At 38.9% G+C, this 25,325-nt stretch carries 24 protein-coding genes and 4 pseudogenes; 14 read left to right on the forward strand and 14 right to left on the reverse strand.

Features of this window, described 5'->3' with window-relative positions; all coding sequences use genetic code 11:
* Positions 1 to 113: 113 nt before the first annotated feature.
* From BA70_RS11695 to BA70_RS20835, 5 genes are all read left to right on the forward strand, one after another.
* The gene (locus BA70_RS11695; RefSeq protein ID WP_034322314.1) at positions 114 to 731 is read left to right on the forward strand and encodes a DUF47 domain-containing protein; all 618 of its coding nucleotides are present in this window, start codon (positions 114 to 116) and stop codon (positions 729 to 731) included.
* 15 nt (positions 732 to 746) lie between these two features.
* Positions 747 to 1,745, forward strand: coding sequence for an inorganic phosphate transporter (locus tag BA70_RS11700; protein ID WP_034322317.1), 999 nt, complete (start codon positions 747 to 749; stop codon positions 1,743 to 1,745).
* A gap of 161 nt (positions 1,746 to 1,906) precedes the next feature.
* A complete protein-coding gene (locus BA70_RS11705) occupies positions 1,907 to 2,677 on the forward strand; it encodes a type II toxin-antitoxin system SpoIISA family toxin (RefSeq protein WP_034322320.1) in 771 nt (256 codons plus the stop codon).
* On the forward strand, positions 2,652 to 2,822 hold the full coding sequence (locus tag BA70_RS11710) for a type II toxin-antitoxin system SpoIISB family antitoxin (protein ID WP_008358858.1): 171 nt from the start codon (positions 2,652 to 2,654) through the stop codon (positions 2,820 to 2,822). Before BA70_RS11705 ends, BA70_RS11710 begins: the two co-directional genes overlap by 26 nt.
* A 99-nt stretch (positions 2,823 to 2,921) precedes the next feature.
* Entirely contained in the window at positions 2,922 to 3,053 is a 132-nt protein-coding gene (locus BA70_RS20835; protein ID WP_262982641.1) for a hypothetical protein, read from the forward strand.
* On the opposite strand, the gene BA70_RS11715 is transcribed toward BA70_RS20835, so the two are convergent.
* Positions 3,042 to 3,941, reverse strand: coding sequence for an N-acetylmuramoyl-L-alanine amidase (locus BA70_RS11715; RefSeq protein WP_034322323.1), 900 nt, complete (start codon positions 3,939 to 3,941; stop codon positions 3,042 to 3,044). The two genes, BA70_RS20835 and BA70_RS11715, sit on opposite strands and share 12 nt — an antisense overlap.
* Positions 3,942 to 4,251: 310 nt before the next feature.
* On the opposite strand from BA70_RS11715, the gene BA70_RS11720 reads away from it, so the two are divergent.
* Positions 4,252 to 4,806 (forward strand): ImmA/IrrE family metallo-endopeptidase, encoded by a 555-nt coding sequence (locus BA70_RS11720; protein WP_034322325.1) that lies wholly within the window; start codon positions 4,252 to 4,254, stop codon positions 4,804 to 4,806.
* Between the two features lie 26 nt (positions 4,807 to 4,832).
* Here BA70_RS11720 and BA70_RS11725 read toward each other — a convergent pair whose 3' ends face one another.
* Positions 4,833 to 5,456 (reverse strand): poly-gamma-glutamate hydrolase family protein, encoded by a 624-nt coding sequence (locus tag BA70_RS11725; protein WP_034322328.1) that lies wholly within the window; start codon positions 5,454 to 5,456, stop codon positions 4,833 to 4,835.
* A 243-nt stretch (positions 5,457 to 5,699) separates the two neighbouring features.
* Here BA70_RS11725 and BA70_RS11730 point away from each other — a divergent pair, with 243 nt between their 5' ends.
* Complete coding sequence (locus tag BA70_RS11730; protein ID WP_034322330.1) at positions 5,700 to 6,071, forward strand: DUF5412 domain-containing protein; 372 nt, start codon at positions 5,700 to 5,702, stop codon at positions 6,069 to 6,071.
* A 46-nt stretch (positions 6,072 to 6,117) separates the two neighbouring features.
* On the opposite strand, the gene BA70_RS11735 is transcribed toward BA70_RS11730, so the two are convergent.
* Entirely contained in the window at positions 6,118 to 6,942 is an 825-nt protein-coding gene (locus BA70_RS11735; protein WP_034322334.1) for a methyl-accepting chemotaxis protein, read from the reverse strand.
* Positions 6,943 to 7,162: 220 nt separating this feature from the next.
* Between BA70_RS11735 and BA70_RS11740 the strand changes: the two genes are divergently transcribed.
* Complete coding sequence (locus tag BA70_RS11740) at positions 7,163 to 8,635, forward strand: FAD-dependent oxidoreductase (protein WP_051691143.1); 1,473 nt, start codon at positions 7,163 to 7,165, stop codon at positions 8,633 to 8,635.
* Between the two features lie 32 nt (positions 8,636 to 8,667).
* On the opposite strand, the pseudogene BA70_RS19540 reads toward BA70_RS11740, so the two are convergent.
* The 6 genes and pseudogenes from BA70_RS19540 to BA70_RS11760 form a co-directional block, all read right to left on the reverse strand.
* Positions 8,668 to 8,781 (reverse strand): annotated as a pseudogene (locus tag BA70_RS19540) (flagellin); the annotation flags it as partial.
* A gap of 16 nt (positions 8,782 to 8,797) precedes the next feature.
* Positions 8,798 to 8,917, reverse strand: a pseudogene (locus tag BA70_RS19970) (alanine racemase); the annotation flags it as partial.
* Between the two features lie 86 nt (positions 8,918 to 9,003).
* Positions 9,004 to 9,774: pseudogene (hag, locus tag BA70_RS11745) on the reverse strand (flagellin Hag); the annotation flags it as partial.
* Positions 9,775 to 10,068: 294 nt separating this feature from the next.
* A complete protein-coding gene (gene hag, locus BA70_RS11750) occupies positions 10,069 to 10,965 on the reverse strand; it encodes a flagellin Hag (RefSeq protein WP_034322337.1) in 897 nt (298 codons plus the stop codon).
* A gap of 227 nt (positions 10,966 to 11,192) precedes the next feature.
* On the reverse strand, positions 11,193 to 12,761 hold the full coding sequence (locus BA70_RS11755; protein ID WP_034322340.1) for a Kelch repeat-containing protein: 1,569 nt from the start codon (positions 12,759 to 12,761) through the stop codon (positions 11,193 to 11,195).
* Positions 12,762 to 12,938: 177 nt separating this feature from the next.
* A complete protein-coding gene (locus BA70_RS11760; protein ID WP_034322342.1) occupies positions 12,939 to 13,553 on the reverse strand; it encodes a TetR/AcrR family transcriptional regulator in 615 nt (204 codons plus the stop codon).
* A 214-nt stretch (positions 13,554 to 13,767) separates the two neighbouring features.
* Between BA70_RS11760 and BA70_RS11765 the strand changes: the two genes are divergently transcribed.
* On the forward strand, positions 13,768 to 14,880 hold the full coding sequence (locus tag BA70_RS11765) for an NAD(P)-dependent alcohol dehydrogenase (protein ID WP_034322344.1): 1,113 nt from the start codon (positions 13,768 to 13,770) through the stop codon (positions 14,878 to 14,880).
* 164 nt (positions 14,881 to 15,044) lie between these two features.
* Here the strand turns inward: BA70_RS11765 and alr are convergent, their stop codons facing one another.
* The gene (alr, locus tag BA70_RS11770; RefSeq protein ID WP_034322347.1) at positions 15,045 to 16,226 is read right to left on the reverse strand and encodes an alanine racemase; all 1,182 of its coding nucleotides are present in this window, start codon (positions 16,224 to 16,226) and stop codon (positions 15,045 to 15,047) included.
* Positions 16,227 to 16,487: 261 nt separating this feature from the next.
* Between alr and BA70_RS11775 the strand changes: the two genes are divergently transcribed.
* Positions 16,488 to 16,751: a hypothetical protein gene (locus tag BA70_RS11775; RefSeq protein WP_034322350.1), complete on the forward strand. Its 264-nt coding sequence runs from the start codon at positions 16,488 to 16,490 to the stop codon at positions 16,749 to 16,751.
* A gap of 235 nt (positions 16,752 to 16,986) precedes the next feature.
* On the opposite strand, the gene BA70_RS11780 is transcribed toward BA70_RS11775, so the two are convergent.
* The 3 genes from BA70_RS11780 to BA70_RS11790 all read right to left on the reverse strand — a co-directional run bounded on the left by BA70_RS11780 (position 16,987) and on the right by BA70_RS11790 (position 19,977).
* Positions 16,987 to 17,445 carry a GyrI-like domain-containing protein gene (locus BA70_RS11780; RefSeq protein WP_034322352.1) on the reverse strand — a complete coding sequence of 153 codons (459 nt, stop codon included), beginning with the start codon at positions 17,443 to 17,445 and terminating at the stop codon, positions 16,987 to 16,989.
* Between the two features lie 486 nt (positions 17,446 to 17,931).
* A complete protein-coding gene (locus tag BA70_RS11785) occupies positions 17,932 to 19,065 on the reverse strand; it encodes a response regulator aspartate phosphatase (RefSeq protein ID WP_034322354.1) in 1,134 nt (377 codons plus the stop codon).
* A gap of 330 nt (positions 19,066 to 19,395) precedes the next feature.
* Positions 19,396 to 19,977, reverse strand: a complete 582-nt coding sequence (locus tag BA70_RS11790) for a TetR/AcrR family transcriptional regulator (protein WP_034322357.1) — start codon at positions 19,975 to 19,977, stop codon at positions 19,396 to 19,398.
* A 184-nt stretch (positions 19,978 to 20,161) separates the two neighbouring features.
* Between BA70_RS11790 and lpdA the strand changes: the two genes are divergently transcribed.
* A complete protein-coding gene (lpdA, locus tag BA70_RS11795) occupies positions 20,162 to 21,556 on the forward strand; it encodes a dihydrolipoyl dehydrogenase (protein WP_034322359.1) in 1,395 nt (464 codons plus the stop codon).
* Between the two features lie 88 nt (positions 21,557 to 21,644).
* On the opposite strand, the gene BA70_RS11800 is transcribed toward lpdA, so the two are convergent.
* Positions 21,645 to 22,802, reverse strand: coding sequence for an MFS transporter (locus tag BA70_RS11800; RefSeq protein ID WP_034322362.1), 1,158 nt, complete (start codon positions 22,800 to 22,802; stop codon positions 21,645 to 21,647).
* 127 nt (positions 22,803 to 22,929) lie between these two features.
* Between BA70_RS11800 and BA70_RS11805 the strand changes: the two genes are divergently transcribed.
* From BA70_RS11805 to BA70_RS19545, 3 genes and pseudogenes are all read left to right on the forward strand, one after another.
* Positions 22,930 to 23,820: a LysR family transcriptional regulator gene (locus BA70_RS11805; protein ID WP_034322365.1), complete on the forward strand. Its 891-nt coding sequence runs from the start codon at positions 22,930 to 22,932 to the stop codon at positions 23,818 to 23,820.
* 262 nt (positions 23,821 to 24,082) lie between these two features.
* Positions 24,083 to 24,700, forward strand: coding sequence for a LysE family translocator (locus BA70_RS11810; protein WP_034322367.1), 618 nt, complete (start codon positions 24,083 to 24,085; stop codon positions 24,698 to 24,700).
* A 218-nt stretch (positions 24,701 to 24,918) separates the two neighbouring features.
* Positions 24,919 to 25,269 (forward strand): annotated as a pseudogene (locus tag BA70_RS19545) (FAD-dependent oxidoreductase); the annotation flags it as partial.
* Positions 25,270 to 25,325: the final 56 nt, after the last annotated feature.

A 25,325-nucleotide genomic window follows, 5' to 3' on the forward strand; every position in this document is an offset into this window, starting at 1 on the left:
GATCAAATAGAAAAAGTGAAGAAATTTTCGACTACACCTGTTTTTTTTCGACAAAAGAATATATAATTATTTGATGTGTGCATTGTCTCATTTATACAATGGAGGGTTTTTACATGTTAAAAAGGAAAAAAGACAAGTTTTCCGTCTTGTTAACGGAAATTGCTAAAAATTTAGATGAAACTGCTGAGTATTTTGTTAGCTATAAAGTAACAAATCAAACCACTCTGAAAGAATTTTCTGACACATTGAAGGAATATGAGACAAAAGGTGATCATCATGTTCATACCATGATTAAAGAGCTGAACAAAGCCTTTATTACACCGATTGAGCGTGAAGACATTCTTCAATTGACGAATAGCCTCGACGATGTTTTAGATGGAATTGAGCATTTTTCAGCGACAATGGAAATTTATTCAATGACAAGCTCTGACGAACATATCGACAAATTCAGCCACTACATCAGAGAATGCGCAAAAGAAATTTTAATTACAATTGATTTACTGGCTGAAAATCGCTTAAAAGATATTCAACCACACGCAATCAAAATCAAAGAGATCGAGCATAATTGTGACAATCTTTATCGTAAATCACTAAAGAACTTATTTGGAAAAGAAACTGATCCAATCAAGGTCATTCAATACAAAGAAATTTACGAAACACTTGAAGAAATCGCTGATTCCTGTCAAGGTGTTGCCAACAATCTAGAAACAATCATTATGAAGAATGCGTAACGGGGTTAGTTAAATATGGATACATTACTCATCCTTACCATATTTATTGTCATTTGTGCACTTGCTTTTGATTTCATTAACGGATTCCACGATACAGCAAATGCCATTGCGACTTCAGTTTCAACAAAAGCATTAAAACCAAGACATGCTATCATTATGGCAGCGTTTATGAACTTCTTAGGAGCAATGACATTTACAGGTGTGGCAAAGTCCATTACAAAAGACATCGCAGATCCATTTACACTTCAAAACGGTTCTGTTGTCATTTTGGCTGCTTTAATTGCAGCTATTACTTGGAACTTGCTTACTTGGTATTACGGGATTCCGAGTAGTTCTTCACATGCACTGATTGGATCAATTGCAGGAGCTGTTATTGCCTCTGCCGGTTTTGGCGCTTTAAACTATTCGGGATTCATTAAAATCATTCAAGCCCTTTTGCTTTCACCTATCCTAGCTTTCGTGTTGGGATATATCGTGTACACCATTATTAAAATTATATTCAGAGACAACAATCTCGCAAAAACAAATAAACAATTCCGACGTGTTCAAATTTTAACTGCCGCACTGCAATCGTATACCCATGGAACGAACGATGCGCAAAAAGCGATGGGAATTATTACGATGGCTTTAATTGCAGGTAATTTGCATACAACAGACGACATTCCATTCTGGGTACAATTCTCTTGTGCGCTTGCAATGGGACTTGGTACTTCTATTGGTGGCTGGAAGATTATTAAAACAGTCGGCGGTAAAATCATGAAAATTCGTCCAGTAAACGGAGTATCTGCCGATTTAACTGGTGCAGCCATTATTTTCGGTGCAACGTTTATCCACTTACCTGTTAGTACCACACACGTTATTTCATCTTCTATTCTAGGCGTAGGTTCTGCGCACAGAGTCAAAGGTGTGAACTGGGGTACGGCAAAACGTATGCTTGTCACTTGGGTCATCACATTACCGATTTCAGGAACTCTAGGTGCTCTCATATACTTTTTGCTAAACACGTTTCTCTAATGTAAAAGGCCTGTCTAACAGGTCTTTTTTTATGTAGACAAAGGGTTTTGCCTTCACACTCAAACTGTCTGTTCTTACTGGCAGTTTTTTTCATGAAGCAGGGTTTCCAATCATACCCATAGAAGTAAACAAGTATTCATCTGTCTATGGGAGAGAAGAACATGCTATTATTTTTTCAATTGACTGTATGGTTATTGTTAGGTGCACTTGCAGTGTATGTATTTGCTGTATGGCGCTTTGAACAAAAAGTAAAAGAAAAAATGTTTGCCATTCGTAAAACGTGGTATTGGATTTATGTAGCTGGTGCTGTTGTTTACTGGACAAATGACCCCTCTTCCATCTTCACCGATTGGATGCACTACTTCATCATTGCCGTTTTTTTTGCATTAACCGATGCTTTCATTTTTCTCAGCTCCTATATTAAAAGACTTGGGAATCATGAGCTGGAAACCGACACCCATCAACTCCTTGAACAAAACAACGATCTACTTCATTCTTACCTCAATAAACTAAAAACGTACCAATACCTATTGAAAAACGAACCGATCCATGTATATTATGGAAGTATAGAGGCATATATAGAGGGAATTGAACGGCTGATTTATTCTTTTGCAGATAAAATGAATATTCAAGCGGTTCTGTGTCCATATGATACGCAGGAACAAAAAGATGACTTGCTGCGAACACTGGACCAGCGAGCTCTTATTCAGGCAAAGCTTGACAGGCAGGAAGTATATTACGATGATTTCGGCAAATTGGTGCTCATTCCGTTTTCAGTAGCAGATGCACACTTTGTCATTAAGCTGACCTCTGATGAGATTGTCACTGAGTTCGATTATTTATTAATGACTTCACTTACAACAATTTATGACCTAATCTTGCCTGACGAAGAGGAAGGTGATGAAGATGGACCACGCACTTCAAGGGGATAACAACAATCGCAAGAAAAACCCTTTTAAGATTTTAAAGAAGAAACGCCATATTAGTATGGCCGATTACAAAGTAAGCCCCCATACAGAGCGTATTTTCAAAAAAAATGAACAGCTTCTGGATGAGTATAAAAATAAAAAAGCTTGATCACAATAAAGGACGCGGAACTAAACCCGCGTCCTGATTCCTTTTTTACATCGATTCGCATACAATAAAACCATATGCTGTAACCATTGAGGTGCCAAAATGAAAAAGAAAATCAAACAATTGAGATATGTTCAATTTGCTGAATTTCAGCCGTCCCCTTATGTCCGACGATTAAATGAAAAAAGTGAAGCAGTCATTCATTCATACAAACAGAAAAACTCACTTATTTAATAGCTCAAGCAGCTTTTCCTTCGTTTTAGGTCCGTATACCCCATCACTTGTCAGACCATTCATCAGCTGAAAACGCGCTACAGCATTGGCCGTTTTTTCCCCATAAATCCCGTCGACTCCCTTATCTACAGCCGTTTTATCAGGATAAAAATAAACAGCAGCAAGCGCTTTTTGGACGAGGCGTACGTGCTCCCCCTTTGTCAAAGGAGATGTCACCTTTAAAGTCCCATCCGGCAGCTCATACATCACCTTTCCATCATTTCGATAAATTTTAAGAACCTGTCCAATTTGAATCTTGTTCGGATCGCTAATGTCATTCCATTTCTGTAAATCACTCACCGTGACGCCATGGGCTTTGGCAATACTTGTTAACGTATCCCCGCTTTTGACCACATACGTGATGACCGTCTCCGGATCACCTGCAGTTTCAATTCCTTTTTTAAATTCACCCCATGTAGATAGCAGCAGGCGTGGACATGCTTTTCCAGACCAATGCTGATGTGTAACCACGTTTGCTAATGGAATGTCATGTTCTTTTAATAGCTTTTGAATGAGCCATTGAGCATGTTTGACAGCCTGCTGAAAGTTCCCATCTTCATTTTCACAAATTTCAATTCCGATTGATTTCCGGTTACCATTCCCATGACCATCCCCTGCATGCCAGCCATTTTCATTTAAAGGCAGATGCTGAAAAATTTCACGATCATCCACTGTAAAGTGCCAGCTCACCTCTGTTGTTGGTCGTTTGACGTATGCCGCATGACTTTTCGCATCAGCTCCCTTTGACGTATTCGCTGTGTTATGAACAGTCACATACAACGGTGTCATAGCGTATCCTGGACGATTTCCGTTTCCTACTGGAATAAAATCTTGATAAATTTGTACCATGTTCTGCACTCCCTTTTGCTAGATTGAATTGATCTTTCTCATCAATCGGTGGCATCCGTAAGACAAATTTTGTTTGTTTTAGTCATAACACTATGGTAAAATTTGAATTCAATCTTCCATTTTTAATAGCGAAAAATGAAAAAACGACGAAAAACACAGGAAATAATTCCATTTTTCTTTGATTTTATGTTAAAATTGTTAAATATAAGCCGATATAAAAAGTAAGCGATAGCTTTATTAGCCATTTAGTCCTATATGGACTTTTCTTTTACGTTAAAAACAGAACATACGTTTGCATGGAGGTTTTTAAATGACTTATTTTTTAACCCATTTAGAAGAAGATATTAAACGGTTATACACTCAACTACAAATAAGCGGTCCTGCTTATTTGGATATGCAAAGGATCGCTTCTGAATTTCATGTATGGGTCCATTACGAGGATACCGGCAGCATGATGATCAAACATCAAGGTCTTTACAGTATTATTTTAAACAGATCCCTATCACCAGAAGAACAGTGGCAGGATTTTGCCCACGAGCTCTGTCATGTGCTGAAACACGCAGGCAATCATTTCAAGATGCACAAGCTCTTTCGAGAACTGCAAGAGTTTCAGGCAAAACAATTCATGTATCACTTTTGTGTTCCGACCTTTTTGCTCCTGCAAATGAAGCTTCCAAACCTTCGGCAGCAAGCTATTTCGCATATTGCTCAAACATTTCACGTAACCTGGGCTTTTGCAGAAAAACGGCTTGCCTTATTCGAACAGCGAAAAGTAGGCATTCGCTTTCAAAAGGAGTTTACTTCCTATTTAATGAAAGCGGAAGCGGAAAGGGTTGCGGAAAAAGAAGCCGTTTATCAAACGTAAACGCCTGCCCGCATGACAACAGAGGTTTATTCATAAAGGCTTAATACTTGTTTCAGTGCATTTGTGTATCTATAAAATTGTTCATTTTGTGTATCACGCCGATAGCGCCGCCTAAAGTCTTGAAAGAATGCTCTTCTTTGAGCTTGACTGATTTCAATTTGAACGCTTTTCCCTGTCAGACATTGATTATTAATATTATCAGGATGTGTTCCAGAAAAACGATCTGATTCAGATAGCAGCAATGCAGGAAAACCATTCAAAGTTAAACGTTTCACCGTTTCTGCAGCTCTTTCTCTGTCTGTACCACCCACTAATGTTTGAAGCACGTCTGTTTCTCCGTAGCCGTGGAGCGCAAATGTATAATGATGTGTATGCACTTGAGAAAGACAAATCGGCTCATCAAAACGTGTGCTTGTAATATGAAGAACATGATTGCCTTTCACTTTAAGGCCCTCAAATAAATACATAGAATAATCGCCTGCTAATTCATGGATCAGCTCACTCACGCCTGATTCAATTCCTCCGGCATGAGGCGACAAAACGAGAAGCTGATCCCCTTCCCGCTTGTGAAGAATTTGATAGTCAATCCCTTCTCTTTCATGAGCGGAAAGCTCTTCATAATTTTGATACGTATCGATGATTTGCATCATTCCATCTGCCCCATTTCTCTATATGAGCATAAGTCTACTGATCTCAAATTCTTTTGTAAAGTGTTTTCGAAACGTCTATCCATATGAAGACATCCTTAAATTTTCCTTATTTTTACGGCTTTCTGTTGAATTTTGAGAAAAAATGACTGATAATTGAAACAAATAGAACTTTTGGACTATATGAATCTTTTTGTATTCTCTCTCATAAATTAGAAATATTGTGATCTATATCTGGAGGAATTCATGTTAAAAAAGAAAACCACCATCATCCTTGTCATCTTATTGATTAGCTTCGCTGGTATCATTTATTGGAAATGCTTCTCTCTTCAAGGCGTGTCTCACGGAACATTCATCCGCTCTATGTCATCACCTGACGGAACATATATCATCAACACCTATCGTCATAGTGGAGGAAAACTAAAGGCAAACGCAGTCAGAGCTGAAATTGAAAACAAACTAACCCATCGAAAGAAAACGATTTACTGGAAATACCCTGATAAAGACCCTCTCATCAAGTGGAAAAATGCACAACTTGTTCAAATTGGACACGAGTTTTTAAATGTTGTAAAAGGCGAAACGTACGATTATCGCTTTGATCCATCACCTAAAAAATAAAATATGAGTAAGAAAAAAAACGAACCCTATTTGGATTCGTTTTTTGTTACGTTGACATAATTTTTTGCATAAAATCTTTCATTTCCCTGCTGACCACAGTCAATCGATCAATGACCTCGCTAAACTCTGTCACAAGCAAAGCCTGCTCTGCCGATGATCCTTTCATATGATCCATACTCTCAAGTAATGTATGTATATTGGAGGAAATCCCTTGCAATGAGCTTTCAATATTTTCAGTTGCACGTGAGGTTTCGCTTGATAGTTTTTGGACTTCGCTTGCCACAACACTAAAACCTGCACCCTCTTTTCCTGCTCGGGCTGCTTCGATTGACGCATTCAATCCTAGCAAACTCGTTTGTTTAGATATCCCTTTAATCATTTTTGTAATTTCTGATGTTTTTTTCGAGCTTTCAAGTGTTTGCTGCGTTTGTAAGGTCATTTCCTCACTTGTAGCAGAGAGCTCCTCTGAATGCGCCGCCACGACATGTACCTTCTCTTGAATACTTTGGATAATGTCATGTAACGACTCCATATATGCCTCAAGCTCCAATTGATTTTTGATCGGAAAGCCTAAAGCAATTGCCCCAACTACTTGTTGATTCTCATCGAAAATCGGCAAACCCATCGCATTTAACGGTATCCCATAGACGGATTCTGGCAAAAACGTACTCGACGTTTCCCCTCTAAGCGCTTTTTTCATATTCATATCATCCGGTTTAATCAGATCACCTGCTCGTATTTGAAAATCAACATCTTTTGATGGCAAATAAAGCAAGAATTTCTCTCGATCAATAACACCCATCGTCACTTCATTCTTTAAGATCTGCATCATATATGGTGCAGCTGTCACAATACTCTGTAGTATATCCACTTCTCCTACCCCCTTACTGTATTTATCGGTCATCGATCTTAAATTAATAGTTATTTTTAAAAATAATGATTTTGATTGATGATTTTTCTCATATTTACGGGTAAGAAGTGTGTCATTTCCTTTCTATATTCAAAAAAACACAAATTTGCTATAATCAAAGTATCAACATATGATGAAATGGTCATGTAACCATTTTACTTATTCATTGGAGGCGCATGTTGTGACACAACCCATGAAATATGAGCAGGCGATCGTCATTGGCGGCGGTATCACCGGAATGCTCGCTGCAAAGGTATTATCAACGTTTTATCATCAGGTGTTTATTATTGAAAAGGATGAACTGCCAGACTCTCCTGAGAACCGTCTCGGCACTCCTCAAGCCTTTCATCCACATAGAATGCTGCCACTTGGCAAGCAAATATTCGAACGTCTATTTCCTGGTTATACAAAAGAATTACTGGCAATGGGCGGATTTAATACTTTGCATCAAACATCTCGATTTATCACAAAAGATGGTGAATTAGCGCTCACCGATACAGAAGAAACAGCTGTCACAAGACGAGCCATGCTAGAGTGGGTGCTGATGCAAAGAATGTTAAGTGAGGAACGTGTTCATTTTCTAGAAAAACATGAAGCGATCTCGCTTCAGTTTGAGGAAGGAACAAATCAAGTCATAGGGCTCATCGTGAAAGATCGGCATGTAAAGCCAGGAATTATTCATCAAATGAAAGCAGATTTAGTGATCGATACGTCTGGAAGAATGTCTAAACTACCAAAATGGCTGAAAGACGCAGGACTGTCCTTGCCACAGACAGATGAGCTAAGCGTCTCTCTTGGCTACAGCACAAGATACTACCAGATATCACCTAAGGCGCCAAACCTGCAATCAATGGTCGTAGTTGGACAACCAAACAAACAAATCCCGACAGGACTGTTTGAACGGGTAGATCATGATTTAGTAGCTGTTCTTCTCTCAGCAGCGGGCGGCTCACATTATCCAACAACGGATGCTGATCAATTTGATTCAGAAACCGCTGCGCTTACCCATCCAGCGATAGCAGAAGCCATCACCCATTTAACGCCCTATACAAAACCAAAAGGATTTAGAGTCCCTTCTTGCGTGAGACATCACTATGAACAAATGCAGGATTGGCCAAGTGGATTATTGGTAATGGGCGATGCTTTATGTACATTAGATCCAATTCATGGGCAAGGAATGACAAAAGCAGCTCTCGAGGCGCAAACACTTGAGCGTATGCTCAAACAAGCACAAGAAAATGGGCGGTTGTCTTTTGAAAGGAATACCCTAAAACAAATGCAGCACGCCAATGAACTTGGCTGGTGGCTTTGTGCAATTGCTGATATGGCGTGGGAAGGAGTCGAGTTAAAGGGAGGAAAGCCAATTCCCCATTTAACATTTGTACAGGAATATTTAAATAGATACGTGCAATATGCCGTTCAAACAAAACAGGCTGAACGTCTTGAGGCATATCACCGTATGCATTCTTTCTTAACAGAACCGAGAGAAATCCTGAACCTAGAGCAGCTACATGACATGATTCAGTCTGATTCCTCTGGAGAAACTGCCGAGTGGTGGCGACAATGGGACAAAGAGAACAATGAATTAAATCGAGCTTTTTTCCATGAAGCTGTTCCTGAATTTCATTTACACAACCTGCTTCATACAAATTGACAGAAAAAAAGCCCCTCATTGGGGCTTTTTCATTAACGTAATAATTGAAGTACGTTTTGTGGCTGTTGGTTTGCCTGAGCTAACATTGCTTGAGACGCTTGAGAAAGAATGTTGTTCTTTGTGAACTCACTCATTTCTTTAGCCATGTAAAACTCTTGACTACATCCAGTCCGCACGTAGACCGGATAAGTCAATTCTCCAGGCCGCAGCTTTTTTCACACAGTCGAGCGGGGTAAATCCAAGCACCAGAATAGGCGCTTCAATTTTCGCTCTTCGCAATACTTGAATAAAATAACTGTCGTTGATTTCTTCGTATTCATCACTGACAAACGACATTCTATTCTGGAAAATGTATTGCAACTTCTTCAGTTTTCAGCAGAAGCGCTAAGGTTGTTAATTGTGTGCTCTAGACGGTTTTGGACCGCACCAAGCTTAGATCGCTGAGCAGACACTTGCTTAATGGCTGTTTCAACAATACCAAGTTGTGCATCAAATCCAGCAGCTTCCTCGCCATCTTCGCCACTTGCACTAATAAATTTTGTCACATCAATTCCAGCAACAGAACCAGCTCCATCTTCACCTTCAGCAGTCCCATCTGTACCTAAAACGGAAGCACCCATGTTTTCAATGTTAAGTGTAATTTGTTGTTTTGCGTTTGCACCGATTTGGAATACAAGGCTTTGTGCCTCACCACCTTCTTCAGTACCCTTAGACGAATAAGTCCCGTCTAATAATTTCTTCCCGTTAAACTCTGTACGAGTAGAAATGCTTGTAATCTCATCTTGCAAGTTTGAGATTTCATCTTGAATTGATGCTAAATCCTCTTCCTGTTGTGTACCTGTGTTCCCCGCTTGAACAACAAGCTCACGAATACGTTGAAGTATCGCATGAGATTCAGTCAATGCACCTTCAGCCGTTTGAATAAGAGAGATACCATCTTGAGAGTTCTTAGTAGCCATTTCTAAACCACGGATTTGACTTCTCATTTTTTCAGAGATCGCAAGACCTGCTGCGTCATCCCCTGCACGATTGATGCGAAGACCAGAAGAAAGTTTCTCCATGTTCTTTTGGCTTGAACCGTTGTTAGTAGAAAGACGATTCAATGTGTTAAGTGCTGCGATATTGTGGTTAATTCTCATGTTAAATGACCTCCATGTGTTTGAACCAATTAGACATCCTTGTCCAAAAGTTCTAAATTAGAATTTTTTTGTAAGCCTTACAATCCATTTATCGAACTTTAATGGAAAATGTTTAACATAAAAGGGATAAATAAGGAATAAGTCTTATTCATTATGATCGTTTCGCTAGAGTATGCCAATTTTAAAGGTCGTTTTTCATGATTTATCAGAGGGATTTAAGAATCATAAGTAAGGAGAAGGAGAAAAAACGAAGAAAAAAGAGCATAAAAAAAAGCCCCATCAAGGGGCCTTTCATTAACGTAGTAATTGAAGTACGTTTTGTGGCTGTTGGTTCGCTTGTGCAAGCATTGCTTGAGAAGCTTGAGAAAGAATGTTGTTCTTAGTGAACTCACTCATTTCTTTAGCCATGTCAACGTCACGGATACGAGACTCAGCAGCTGTTAAGTTTTCACCAGAAGCACCAAGGTTGTTGATTGTGTGCTCTAGACGGTTTTGTACCGCACCAAGTTTAGAACGTTGAGTAGATACTTGTTTAATTGCATCATCAACGATTTGAAGTTGCTCGTCAAATCCACCAGCAGCGTTTGCAGCAATTGTTGCAAAATCAGTTACTTTAAGAGCAGATACTGTTTTAGTTGCATCAGTTGGATCTGTTCCAAGTTTATCGGCAGACATTGCTTCAATGTTAACTGATAATTGTTGAGTTCCGTTAGCACCAATTTGGAAAGTTAAAGTAGCTGTTCCATTAGCAAAATCGCCATTTAACAACTTTTTACCGTTGAACTCAGTACGATCAGAGATACCATTTTTATCAGTACCATTTCCGATTTCTTGTACTAAAGCATCAATTTCTTCTTGAATTGCACCAAGATCTGTATCATCTTGTGTACCAGTGTTTCCAGCTTGAACAACTAGTTCACGTACACGTTGAAGGATTGAATGAGTTTCAGTCAATGCACCTTCAGCGATTTGGATAAGAGAGATACCGTCTTGTGCGTTTTTAGAAGCCATTTCTAATCCGCGGATTTGTCCACGCATTTTTTCAGAGATTGCAAGACCTGCTGCGTCATCTCCTGCACGGTTGATTTTAAGACCAGAAGAAAGTTTCTCCATGTTCTTTTGGCTCGCACCGTTGTTTGCAGACAAACGGTTTAATGTGTTAAGTGCTGCGATATTGTGGTTAATTCTCATTTCCTATTACCTCCATGTAATTGGGACCTGACAGACGTCCTTGTCTGAAAAAAGTCCTTTATTCTAGGGCTTATCAACCCTGACAATTCTATTATCGGACGTGGTTATAGGATGTTTAGCAGATTTTTAAAAAAATATCTTATTTTTTTATGATTTTAATCCTAATTTTAACAATTATGTAAAAATACAAAAAGCTGCTGATTTATTATCAGCAGCTTTCCATTTTATCAATATTGCTTGATATCAAATATTAAGATATTTTGGTACACCACATAATCTTTCTTACTTGTGAAAGGTCCTTTATTGTGTTCATTATTGATCTCATAAAAGTTCATTCCGATTCCAAAGCTTCTTTCTTTATACCAGTTAAGAAAATCGTTGATTTCTTTCATTGAGAGCAGATAATCCTTTTGTAACCCATTAATCATGGTAATAGAAAGTATACCTTTCGCAGTTTCTTCTCCTGGCTTTGTTCCGTCCTGATCTTTTGGCTCTTCTGTTGATCCATCACCAGGCTTTGTTCCGTCCTGATCTTTTGGCTCTTCCATTGACCCATCACCAGGCTTTGTTCCGTCCTGATCTTTTGGCTCTTCCATTGACCCATCACCAGGCTTTGTTCCGTCCTGATCTTTTGGCTCTTCTGATGACCCATCACCAGGCTTTGTTCCGTCCTGATCTTTTGGCTCTTCCATTGACCCATCACCAGGCTTTGTTCCGTCCTGGTCTTTTGGCTCTTCTGTTGACCCATCACCAGGCTTTGCTTCATCTTCAATAATTTGCAAGTCACTTAATGGAATAGAAATCACTGATTTGTAATCACTTTTTGCAGAAAAATTCCCCATATAATATGAGTAGTTACGTCCGCCAATGACATACAATTGGTCATCAACAATTGCTGCGACAGCTGATACTCTACCTTCTGGTAAATCATATGCTGAATTTTTAAATTGGCCATCTTCTGGGTTGAAAATTTGAACTTTATTCAGTATTTCACTTGAATAATCACCAGTTCGCTGTCCGCCAATAACGAAGAATTTCCCATTATATGTTTCATAGGCCGGTTCAAATGAATATGAAGTTAAATCACTATCTTTTAATTTACTCCATTTATCTGTTGAGATATCATACTGGAACAAAGATCTTTCTCTACTATGCCCTATCGAATTTTCTCCACCTGCAACATATATTTTACCGTCAATTGCAGATATGGCTCTCCCATTTCGAGATGGTAAACCTGATGAGTTCAAGCTTTTCCATTCACCAGAGTTTGTATTGTATTGATAGACATTATTCTTATAAGAGTTTTTTGAAGACACAATATATATATTCTCATTCACTTCAACTGCGTACAAAGTTCCCTTGCTATAAGTTGAAAATACAGGGTCTCTTGGAATTTGAATCGGTTCTTCAGCCCACTGATCAAGTTCTGCATCATAAATATCAATCGTATTATAAGCTACTTTTGTATCTTCGTTAATCCCACCTATTAAATAGATTTTTTTACCTACTGTAGCATATGTTCCACCTGTTCTATATCTTGGCATACTGGCTTTCTCTTCCCACACATCTTTCTTAGGGTCATACATAAATGTTTGGTTGTTTAATTTATTTTTTTCACTTGCTCCACCAAACACATAAATCTTTCCATCAACGACTCCCACACCAGCATTAATACGTTCTTCTGGCAAATCAGCTCGTTTCGTCCATCCAATTGAATTTGCTGCATTTGCTTTGAATGGACTAAAAATACTCATTAACAAGAGTACCGTGATGAATAATAAAAACCTTTTTTTCATTTCCTATTCCTCCAACTCGTTATATTCCCTCCTTTTATCGTTCTTTTTTTTACAAAGTTTACAATTTAAAGAAATTAAGATGAGTCACTTTAAAAAATCAAATGACACCAAAAGTCACTCATTCAATCATCTAAAAATGTTGTGTGATAGAGATATGTTCAAACGAACAGTTAAGCATTACGTTTTAATAATCATTTCCTCGTCCTTCAACTGAATCATGAGTGAGGATTGAATATATAATAAATTAATAATGCGACGTGCCATTTCAGACGGAGAAGCATTGTACTGATTTCTGATCCATTCAAGAATCAATCCAAAGATGCCATATGAGCGATATTGAATAAAATAACTGTCGTTGATTTCTTCGTATTCATCACTGACAAACGACATTCTATTCTGGAAAATGTATTGCAACTTCTTCAGTAAAATTTCTTGAATTTGAGGTACACGGTCTTTCATCACCAATAAATCATAATAGTCGCGATTTTCGACGATATATTGAAATACATCGGTGCCCTCTGGTTTCATGCGAGTTAAATCCAACAGTGGATTTTCACGAGTCGGCTTACAAAATTCATATTCAAAATCTACCATTTCCCGGTGAATAAAATCTGCTGCAAGTTCGTCCTTACTATCGTAATGAACATAAAACGTCGTTCGATTGTAGTTTGCTTTTTCAACAATATCCTTCACTTTTACGTGAGAATAGCCTTTTTCTTTCACAAGCATTTTGAATGCTTGACGCAGTGTTTCTTTTGTTCGCTCAACACGGCGATCCTCTTTATTAATCATTTGCACCCTCCTTTTAGACACTTTTAAAAAAATGTTGAATAGAGATACAAAAATTCTATTGTGTTGAAAACCCATACAAAAATGTTTTTTTGCTGATTGATATGAACAACCTTTCATCTTACAATCAACTTAAGTCACATACAAATGAAATTTATGTGACAATTTATCTATCTTTAATAGAATACCATAATATACGAAAAGTGAGGCACATGATATGGAATTTCAAGCAATGGTCACAACAAATGAAAAAGATTTCGAGAAACAAACTTTATTACTAGATGACCCAAAAGCAGATGAAGTACTTGTCAAAATAGTTGCATCTGGCGTCTGTCATACTGATGCCACGGTATTAGATGGTACTCTTCCTGTACCACGTCCAGCTTTATTAGGACATGAAGGCTCTGGAATTGTAGTAAAAGTAGGTTCTAATGTAACAACCGTTCAAGAAGGAGACCACGTTGTATTGGGATTCGCTTATTGCGGTCACTGTCATAATTGTCTAGATGGGAACGCCGGTGGATGCGAAAACATGATTCAATTAAATTTCTCTGGTCGTAATAAGCGAAATGAAACGCCTATTCATACACACGATCAGCAAGATGTATCTCAATTTTTTGGCCAATCATCATTCGGGACATATGCAACTGTTGATGAGAAAAACGTGATAAAAGTAGACAAAGAAACCGATTTACGTTACTTAGGTCCATTCGGCTGCGGTTTAATGACTGGGAGCGGTACTGTCTTAAATTCGCTTGCTCCAGCACCAGGTACAAGCTTTGTTGTGTTCGGTACAGGCGCTGTTGGTTTAAGCGGATTAATGGCTGCAAAAATCGCAGGCTGCGATCCAATTATTGCCGTTGATATCCATGATAGCCGCCTTGAGCTAGCAAAAGAATTAGGTGCAACACATGTCATCAACAGTAAACATGAGAATCCAGTTGAAAAAATTAAGGAAATAACGGAAGGTAAAGGTGCACATTACTCATTTGAAACCACTGGTGTACCAGAAGTCACTCTAGCTGCACTTCATTGCCTGCGTGTCAAAGGGACTTGTGCAACAGTAGCAGTAGGTAAACGCGATTTAACATTTAACGTGACGAATGATTTAATGCTCAACGCGCTCACATTAAAAGGTGTGATAGAAGGGGATGCCGTTCCACAATTATTCATTCCTAAATTAGTGAAATTCTTTAAAAACGGACAATTTCCAGTTGAGAAACTGGCAAAATTCTATGAATTAGAAGATATTGAACAAGCCTTTGAAGATTCTAAAAATGGCTCAACGATTAAACCAATCCTTATTTTAGATAAAGAGTATCGAGTTTAAGCAGTGATCATAGACAAGCCGTGAAATAGAACTTAAACTCATTAGCCCCCCTCGCTATGCAAAGGGGGCTAATCGTATTTTAATATGCTATCCGCTTTTAGAAACAACTCCATCATGGTTTTCCCTTCTCATTTTTCAAAACGATTTATAAGATAAAATTGAATTCACACATACATCACCGGCGTTGATATTTTAATAATCTTCCCACCTCGACGATAAAATCTTGGAACGCGGCGGCTTAATGTAGCGATAACTTCATAGTTAATCGTATTGAGCATTTCGGCGATTTCATCGACAGAAATGTCCCCGCCTTTTTGACGCCCGTAAATGACGACTTCCTCGCCTTGCTTTGCTTTCATTTCTCCTAAGCTGATCATGGTCATATCCATCGTGACTCGGCCCGCAATTGGCACTCGTTTTCCTCTGAAAAGCATAAATCCTCGATTCGATAAAGCACGCGAGTACCCATCCGCATAACCAATCGGTATGGTCGCAATGACTTCATCAGGCTTTGCCACATAGGTAGCTCCGTAACTGACTGTCCTCGGCTTCGTCACCATTTCCTTCACGAAAGCAATTCTTGCCTTTAAACTCAGAGCCGGCTCTAGTTGTACAGCATCTAAGCTTTCAATATATTGCGAGGGATACAGTCCATAAAGCCCGATGCCCAGCCGAATCATATCAGCACTAAATTCAGGAAATGCAATAGAAGCCGCAGTATTGTTCATATGTACGGTAGGCAGTGGAATTCCTTGTTTTTTTAGAAAACGAAGAAAATCAATAAAAATACTGTGCTGAAGTAATGTGAAATCAGGGTCTGGTTCATCCGCAGTTGAGAAATGCGTAAAGATTCCATCCCATCTGAGGTACTCACTTTCTTCAAGTGCCTCAACGACTTCCAAAAGCTCTTCCTTCGTCCGAACGCCTAGTCGCCCCATGCCTGTGTCGACATTGACATGAATGCCAAGCCGATGCTGACTTTCTTCTTCCGCTAAAATGGCATTGGCTTGATTGATCCAGTCCGCACGTAGACCGGATAAGTCAATTCTCCAGGCCGCAGCTTTTTTCACACAGTCGAGCGGGGTAAATCCAAGCACCAGAATAGGCGCTTCAATTTTCGCTCTTCGCAATACAATTCCTTCTTCCAAGCTGGCAACCGCCAGCTCTGTCGCGCCGCTTTCCAGTGCCTGTCTGGCCACCTCCACTGAACCATGTCCATAAGCATTTGCTTTCACTACAGCCATGATCTTACTTTTCCTTGGAATATGCGCTTGAATCGCCTCAATATTTCTTTTAATCGCATCAAGATTGACTTCAATCCAGACTTCCCGGCAGAGCTTTATCATTTATCGTTCCTCCTCATAAAATGAGTGATTCCTATATCAATGTTCGCTTTCGTGTCTAGTCTATCTTTATTCATTTTTAAGTAAAAACATTCAAGCACAACAGAACAAAAAAATGAAAATAATTACTAAATATGTATATTTTTTGAACTTATTATGCTTTAGACAATATTTGACATTATTCTCCTGTCCTTTTTGCTATTCTCTTAAGTATCTATTAAACATTGTTTAATAGAAGAATATAATGAAAAGGGAGATGTTTTTATGATTAAGGGGAAAATGAAAAAAATAGTGGGCGCTGCTGTATTCACTGGTGCTTTAATGTTCTCTGCAATTCCTGCTGATGCAGCTTCGAATTTAATACCTATTAGGGACAAGTATGATGGCTATCAATATCAATGGAATGGCTACAATAGCAAAGGAGTAGCAACCGTCACCGTTTTCTCTAGAGATTCGAATGGTAAGTCTTACTCTAATACTTATGAATGTGTCACTGTTATAAGCGGTACTTGCTACGTTTACGAATAATGTAAAAGATTCATAAAAAATCTGCCTCACCAAATTGTTGAGGCAGATTTTTTATTTCTGCTTCGCTTGATCAATGACATCTAATTAAGAAGAGGAGTCACATAGAACTGTGACTCCTTCAGAACATAATATGTTGTGTATCTTTCAATCTTCAATGGGTTTCGTTCATCTTTCTAAGGAATGAGCCCTTTGCTTCCTACATTATCCTTATTATCTCGTAGCATCTACAAACTACCTAGACGATCGGAAGTAAGAACTCACACACCTTATCTTCCCCTTCTTCTTCTCTATATCGCTCTATAATAGGAGCCTGACGCATGTCCAAATGATTGTTTTGAATAACATGGGGTAAATGACTCCAAAACAAATTCACTTTTTCAGTCGTATGTGCCACCGTAAAAACGGCATATTTCCCCCCTTCAAAATGACCAGTCTGAACCATTTGATCTTTTGAAAAATCTTTATTTGTCATTAACATGAGGTCATATCTGCATCTTTCAGGTAAAGTTCTTTCGGGATGATCTTGAGGAACACCATATATCCCATATTCCTCTAATTCATCATTTAAATGATGTTGAGCTATCCATTTTTTAAAACTTTTCATCATATCTAAATTCTTTTTGCTGCCGTATGGTCCTATATTTCTCATATACACCATTTTCATATTCTTTAACATTTCAATTTTGTAATTCATGATTTCCCTCCAACACTTTATTGGAAGATTGGCCAATCATTCCTTACATCCAACGGTAACATCCTTTAAAATATAATGCAGTAGGTTATTAAAAATAAATGAATTCATTATAAAAAATACATATTTAGGAATATCATTTATAAGATGTTCGTTTTTTAAAAACAAAAAAGAACGACCATTGGCCGCTCACTTATTATTGATTTTACCATTGTCTTTTGCTTATCCTCAGTATGTTTTTTGTAGACTGATTCATGTGATTACTAAATATGTAAAAAATAGAGTATAGCTAACCATTCTGTTTAATACCTTTAGTATTCAACCTTTACTAATACTAGATAAAAAGCCCTTCAAAGGGCTTTTTTAGTTTAAACAAAATAACCGATACTTGATGTATGTCCTCTTTGGGCTTCATTATGGATATCGTTTGATGAAACATAACTAAAAGCACATAACACACTGACAATTATTAATACGGTTGCTACTGACTTAAATTTCATAAAGACAGTCTCCCCTTTTAATTTGGTGTTGGAAATATAGAATCTTCTCATAAAATTCGTTTGAGCGTTCTATATCTCCTGCTTTATTATAATGCTTCACTGCATCTTTCGCTAAATCTTCAAGATTTGCAAAAAAAGACTTTGATTCCAAATAAGCCATTGATTCTTCTATACGGCTAACATCGTTATCGATATATAGTGATCTCAACATAATGAATGTATTGATAAAAATATCATCCTTTAATTTTTCAGCTAGTTCAATCCCATAATTTAATGCATACAAACCTAAATCATTCTGTTCACTTTTAAAGTATGATTTTGTCAACATGACGAGCGGATCAAGAATTTTGTTTAGATGCTCATATCCTTGTTCTTTAAATGAATGAATAGATTCGTTAAAGTATTTAATTGCCATTAATAGTTCATTGTTATGAAAATAACTCAACCCTAAATTATAAAGCGCTGATCCTTTTAATCGTTTTGTTGAGTTGTCGGCGGCTTTTTCTAGTGCGTATTCAAAATGGGGGATTGCTTTTTCGGGGCAGCCCATATCGATATAGTTTAATCCAATGACAAAAGAACATTGGATTTCTCTTACTGTGTATGTATCTTTTTCTCTATAGCACTCTATCGCCTGGGCGATATGATGCATGGACATGTGGGTTTGTTTCATGTGGTAATAGATTTCAGCCATCTTGTAATTGAACTCAGCACGTTCAATATCATCACTGACAAGAGATAGCTTTTTTTCTGCCCGCTTATAGAAGGTAATGGCATTTAGGTATTCATAGTTTTCAAATTCGTACATGCCGTAGAAAAAATTGAAGTAATACTCGAGTAATCCTGTTAATTTCTCTTGATCCTTTTTTATCTTCATTGCTAGTTGCCTAAAGTTGGCTCGCTCTTTTCCATTTTCTAAAGGAGTCAAGTAATCTAGCATTAATTGATGTCTAAATTCCATGAGTGAGAAATACAATAATAAATCCTGGTTCTCTTCCATATGATAGAGCATCGATTTGATTTCTTCTTTATATGCCTCGGCATCCGGCACGTTAAATCTTTGAATATGATAATACCATTCATTGATTTTCAAGCCGACGTGAGAAGAAAGTACTTTCTCCATCAATCCTTACCCCTTCCTCTATTTTCCCTATAATGACATATATTATCATTTCAAGAATCATTCGACACCGAAAAGAAACCGCAAAAAAAGCCCCTTTAGAGGAGCCGTGTGAATCATAGTAGATGCCATTACATTTCTTCATAAACAAGGAACCAGTATTCATATCCAGATTCCCCTTCTTCTACAACAGCCTTCCAGCCCTTTTTTTATAAAAAGAGAGCGCTTTGTGATTTTGGAGACACGTTTGAGTGTGACTGGTGACGGGATTCAAAATAGAGGATAGTCTATGGTACTTGATTCTCTAATCAGCATCACATCAACCCCTATGTTTTAATTTGGATGTGATTCCACCTCTAGGATGCGTTTTGCCTGTATCTTGCCTGCTAGTAATAATTGATCACTGAAATTCGAATCATTGACAGCGCGTGCTAGAGCAATTGTACCGACCAGGCTGCTTACTAGCGCGTAACTGGTAGAGACATCAATGTTTGCCGTATCGGCTATAAACTCCATAAATCGCTTCAATTCATCGGTATAGGCTTGTCGAACCTCTTGCGATAATTGAGAAACCTCCCCTGCCAATGCAGGCAGTATACAACCGACCTCCGTCTGATCCCTATGAACGGAACTTAAATAGAATTCAATGATGGTCTGAATTCGAGGCTGGTCTGCTTTCTTGTCAGCTACATTTTGCAACAGCTTTATCGTATCGCTAATGGCAAAATGAAAAGCCTCTATCACCAACTGATCTTTGTTCTTAAAGTGGGCGTAAAACCCGCCATGAGTTAGACCTGCCCCCTTCATGATGAATGGTAAACTGATATGACGAACGCCATTTGTTCGAAATGCTTTTGCAGCACTTTCAATGATCTGCTCTCTGACTTTTAACTTATGGCCTGTCGGATAAGGCATCTCTTCCGAACCCCCTTCTCTTTCACTCATTCTAAGCGTATTTATCAAAATATTATATTCATCATATTATCTTGTGTCAATTGACTGAAATCCATCTTCCCTCACCCAGATGGTATTGACTTCATTAAAATATGATGACTATAATATATTATGATCATCATATTTTGAGGTGGAGGTACATGAAATGATTCATTTAGAGACAGTAGATACCTTAGTGATTGGATCAGGTCCGGGAGGCTACGTGGCGGCATTACGTTCAGCAAATCTTGGCATGAAGACAGCGATTGTAGAACGTGATCAGTTAGGCGGAGTATGCACCCATGTAGGTTGTATTCCTTCTAAAGCACTAATTGCAGAAGCAGAGCGTTTCAAACTCCGCACACAATTGGGTGTTTTTCAAGAAGGCGATTCTTTCAAGGAAGCTCAAGCGTTTAAAATAGCTGTTGTGAAAAAACAAGCTGGAGGCGTCCAATTTTTGTTAAAGTCAGCGGGAGTTACAATTCTAGAAGGCGAAGCAAGCTTAATCGATCAGCATACAGCAGCGATTCAACATTTCGAACAAGGGGAAAAGCGTATCACCTTCAGACATCTAATACTAGCAACCGGTTCCCGCCCAATTGAAATTAGATCACTCCCTTTCGGAGGTCGTATATTGTCTTCCACTGAAGCACTATCCCTTCCCAAGATTCCAAGAAATCTTGTCGTAGTTGGGGGCGGTTATATTGGGGTGGAACTAGGACAGATGTTTGCAAGATTTGGAACGAAAGTCACCATTTTGGAAGGCGGAGAACAAATATTGCCTGGCTTTGAAAGTGAACTTGTCTCGCCTGTCGTTCGTCAACTGAAAGAAGATGAAATCACACTGATAACAGGAGCAAACGTCACAGGTGCCGACCAGCATACAAGCGGAATTGACCTTCATTATGAGAAGCAGGAAGTGCGCTACACGGTGAATGCGGAATATGCACTGATTACTGTAGGAAGGAAACCGAATACAGATGGAACATTAGGTCTTGATTCTATCGGGTTGTCCATGACCCCTCAAGGACTGATTGAAATTGATGAACAATGCAGAACATCAATTCCGCATATATATGCCATTGGTGATATCATCCATGGTCCTGCTCTAGCCCATAAAGCTTCCTATGAAGCGAAGGTTGCAGCAGAAGCTATCAGCGGTAAACCCTCAATGATAGATTATAAAGCGATCCCACTTGTTGTTTTTTCCAGCCCAGAATTGGCCGGCGTTGGACTGAGTGAAACTGATTGTAAGCTAAAATCCATTCCAGTTGTCATTGGCAAATCAATGTTCTCTATTAATGGTAAAGCGCTAGCATTAAAAGAACCAGAAGGCTTTGTGAAGATTGTAGCCCATGCTGAATCTGGTCTTATTTTAGGAGCACAAATCGTAGGTGCTGAAGCATCTACTCTTATATCAGAACTTTCTCTCTCTATTGAAATTGGCGCTACAGCAGAAGATTTAGCAATGACAATTCATCCTCACCCAACGTTAGGTGAAATCATCATGGAAGCCGCAGAAATGGCCAGCCGTAAAGTTGAAAAGTATCTTGCACAATAAATGGTTTCGAGTGCAGCTTCTAAAAATAAAGCATCATAAGCGTCATCAGCCTATTTTGAAAATAGGCTGTGGCGATTTCATTTGATCGTTAATTGGGTCCTACTTTGCGTTGTTTTCCGAGATTCATAGACAACTGAACGCCAATCATCAGCATAACGATGACGAGCATCGCAACAATGGAAGCATGGAAATGTCCGCTTAGATCGAAAACCAAGCCAATGAAAAATGGACCAAACCCTCCCATGATGTACCCACCCATCTGCGACATAGCTGACCACGTACCAGCTTCCTCCGGAGTACGCGTCTCTATAATCGGGAGCATAAGCGCTAAAGGAAATAATCCACCTGCCCCCATACCTAGGAAAATAACGGCTGGCAAGATCGGCAATGGCAGTAGAAGAAATATGAGGCCAATCAGCTCTGACACACTGCATAAGACAAGAAATAATTTCGGCTTTCCTAAGCGATTTACGATTCCCGGAACGAGTAATGCCACCGGAATCTGAATAAGCGTAAATACCGTAAGCAGCATGGCAGCATATTGCGGACTATTTCCGAAACTAAGAGCAATGGGTGAAATCCATGCCGTCAACGAATAGAACATGCTGGACATAAAGCCAAAGAACAGAGTGAATTGAATGGCTTTTTTGTTTCGCAGCGGCAGCCTGAGCGGCAAGGTTTCATGTCCAGCCTTTTGTTTTTTCCGAGCTAGACCTAGCCATAGGATTAGTGCGATAACCCCTAAAATAGCCCAGCAAGACAATGCAATCGGAAGGTTATGCTGACTGCGAAGGTAAATTGGAATTGTGAAGCCCGAAGCAAGTGCTGCCCCTATTGTCATCGATATAGAATACACACTGACGATTCCCGGACTTTTCGGGAAGTACTTTTTGATAAAACTGGACAATAATGGTCCCGCAAAGCTAATTCCTATCCCTCCTGCAAACGCAGTCATGAGAAGGATCGCAACAGATTGACTCGTACCACGCAGTGCGGTGGCGATTGTAATAAGGAGGATCGAGAAAAAAATGGTTCGCTCTAAACCAAACCGGCGGCTGAGTGTCGTCGCAACAGGAGCAAACACCCCCATACACAAGACCGGTAATGTGGTTAAAAGACTCGCTGTCAGTGCGTTTACTCCAAGCTCCGATTGAATCATACTCATCATGGAGGCCACAGACGTAATGATCGGCCGTAAGTTTAATGCAGCTAAAAATAAAGCGGCTAAATAAAATACTTTTTTCATAAATACTCTTCTTCCTCTCTCTTCTTGTTGAGGTTACTTTGAGTATACGTCTGCCACATTCATTGATCAATACAATAATTCGTATTATGATGATAGTAAAATACTATTGTTCATGAAAGGATGAAATATGGATACTCGAAACATTACGTATTTTATGGCAGTATTCGATCATCTCCATTTCACAAAAGCCGCAGAGCATTTAGGGATATCACAGCCCACACTAAGTCAGCAGATTCGGCTGCTTGAAGCAGAACTTGGGATGCCACTCTTTGATCGAATCGGCAAAAAAGTGGTTGCAACCGAAGCTGGTTCACTGCTTTATCAATATGGCATGAAAATGCTTCAAGCTGAAAGAGATGCGAAAAGTGCCATGAAAGAACTGTTATCTGAAAAGCGAGGAACCGTTCGTCTCGCAGTACTACCCTCCGATCTTGACTTTCAGCTTGTTCCGCTTTTTGTAGAATTCAAAACACATTATCCTGAAATCAATCTGAAGGCATTTTCAACCATATTCGTTCGTGAAGAGGTGCTTTCGCATAAAGTGGATCTCGGCATTGGCCTGCGTGGGCCTGCAGATAAGCGTCTCGTTCAAGTTCCACTTGGAAGTGAGCCCTACGAATTATTTGTTCATTCTGACAGTGAGCTGGCAAAAAAGAGTGAAGTGACGTTGGAAGAGCTGACGCAGCATGCTTTAGTTATGTATCCGAAGGGTTATTTAGGCAGGGATTTAGTAGATGACGTATGTAAAAAACATGGTTTTGAATTGGACACCGTCATGGAGGTTGGGTCCGCATCTTCTTTATTGCAGTTAGTTGAAGCAGGTATCGGTGCAACCATCCAGCCAAGAGGGCTATTAAAACAACATTCAACATGGCCTAATATTGTCTCTATCCCTATATCTGGGCCTGCTCCTATTCGGCACCTGGAGTTAACTTATTATGCAAATCGATTTGTGAGCAAAGCGCACAAGCAGCTGTCCGAATGGTTGATAGACTTTTTCAAAGCAAGAACAAGCTGATCAGCGAGATAAAAACATGAAGAATTAAAATAGCTTATGTACACCGACCAGCAACTCGTAAGTCAGCGATTTGATCTGCATGCTCTATTATCACTTTTCTCGCTTCAATTTTTTTATGGATTGATGATGGTATAGAGTGTAACCGAAACCAAAAGACAGATAAAAATGAAAAAGAATAGCGTTTTCATCATGACTCATACGAATTGCAATCTATACATTTGTGCGTTAGTATGGATTATTACTTTTGAAAGGACGTATGGATATGAATGATTTTCTGACTTTTCTTCTTACTCTGTTTGTCGTTGCTTCTCCTGGAGTTGATTTTGCCTTAATCACGAAAAGAACCATAGGTACCGGAAAATCTGATGGGATCAAGATGGCGTTAGGTCTAACATCAGGCGCTCTTATTCATACACTTGCTGCAGCATTTGGACTTTCCTTAATTCTAATGAAGTCTGCTTTAGCATTTGAAATCATTAAATATCTAGGCGCTATTTACCTCATCTATCTAGGTGTGTCTTCTTTCATGAATAAAAAAGAGAGAGAAGCCGCCCCACCTCATAAGGTCGAAACGCCAAAACATTCTGCTTTTAAACAGGGATTCATCTCAAATACATTAAATCCAAAGGTAGCTATTTTCTTTTTAACATTCTTACCTCAATTCGTCACACCAGGATTGAATACAAGTTTTCAGTTTGTCGTGATGGGTTCAATATACGCTCTATTGTCTATATTGTGGTTTTCAACGATTGTATTGCTTCTTGGCTACATCAAAAAATTCTTATTATCAGCAAAAGTTCAAACGACCATTGATAGAATAACAGGTTTAGTGTTAGTAGGCTTTGGCGTGAAACTATTGTTTACAAATCCAAAACATTAGATATCCAATCTAAACAACTTCACATGAAACTAAGAAGAAAAAGAGCCCTTTTAAGGGCTCAGATTGTAGAGAAACTCATGTTTCAGACGTAATGATCGGCCGTAAGTTTAATGCAGCTAAAAATAAAGCGGCTAAATAAAATACTTTTTTCATAAATACTCTTCTTCCTCTCTCTTCTTGTTGAGGTTACTTTGAGTATACGTCTGCCACATTCATTCTTAATCGATCAGCATACAGCAGCGATTCAACATTTCGAACAAGGGGAAAAGCGTATCACCTTCAGACATCTAATACTAGCAACCGGTTCCCGCCCAATTGAAATTAGATCACTCCCTTTCGGAGGTCGTATATTGTCTTCCACTGAAGCACTATCCCTTCCCAAGATTCCAAGAAATCTTGTCGTAGTTGGGGGCGGTTATATTGGGGTGGAACTAGGACAGATGTTTGCAAGATTTGGAACGAAAGTCACCATTTTGGAAGGCGGAGAACAAATATTGCCTGGCTTTGAAAGTGAACTTGTCTCGCCTGTCGTTCGTCAACTGAAAGAAGATGAAATCACACTGATAACATGAGCAAAAGTAACAGGTGACGAAAAGAATAAAACCTGTATTTTAATTTATTATGA

The sequence above is a fragment of the Bacillus zhangzhouensis genome, from assembly GCF_000715205.1.
Classification (GTDB): domain Bacteria; phylum Bacillota; class Bacilli; order Bacillales; family Bacillaceae; genus Bacillus; species Bacillus zhangzhouensis.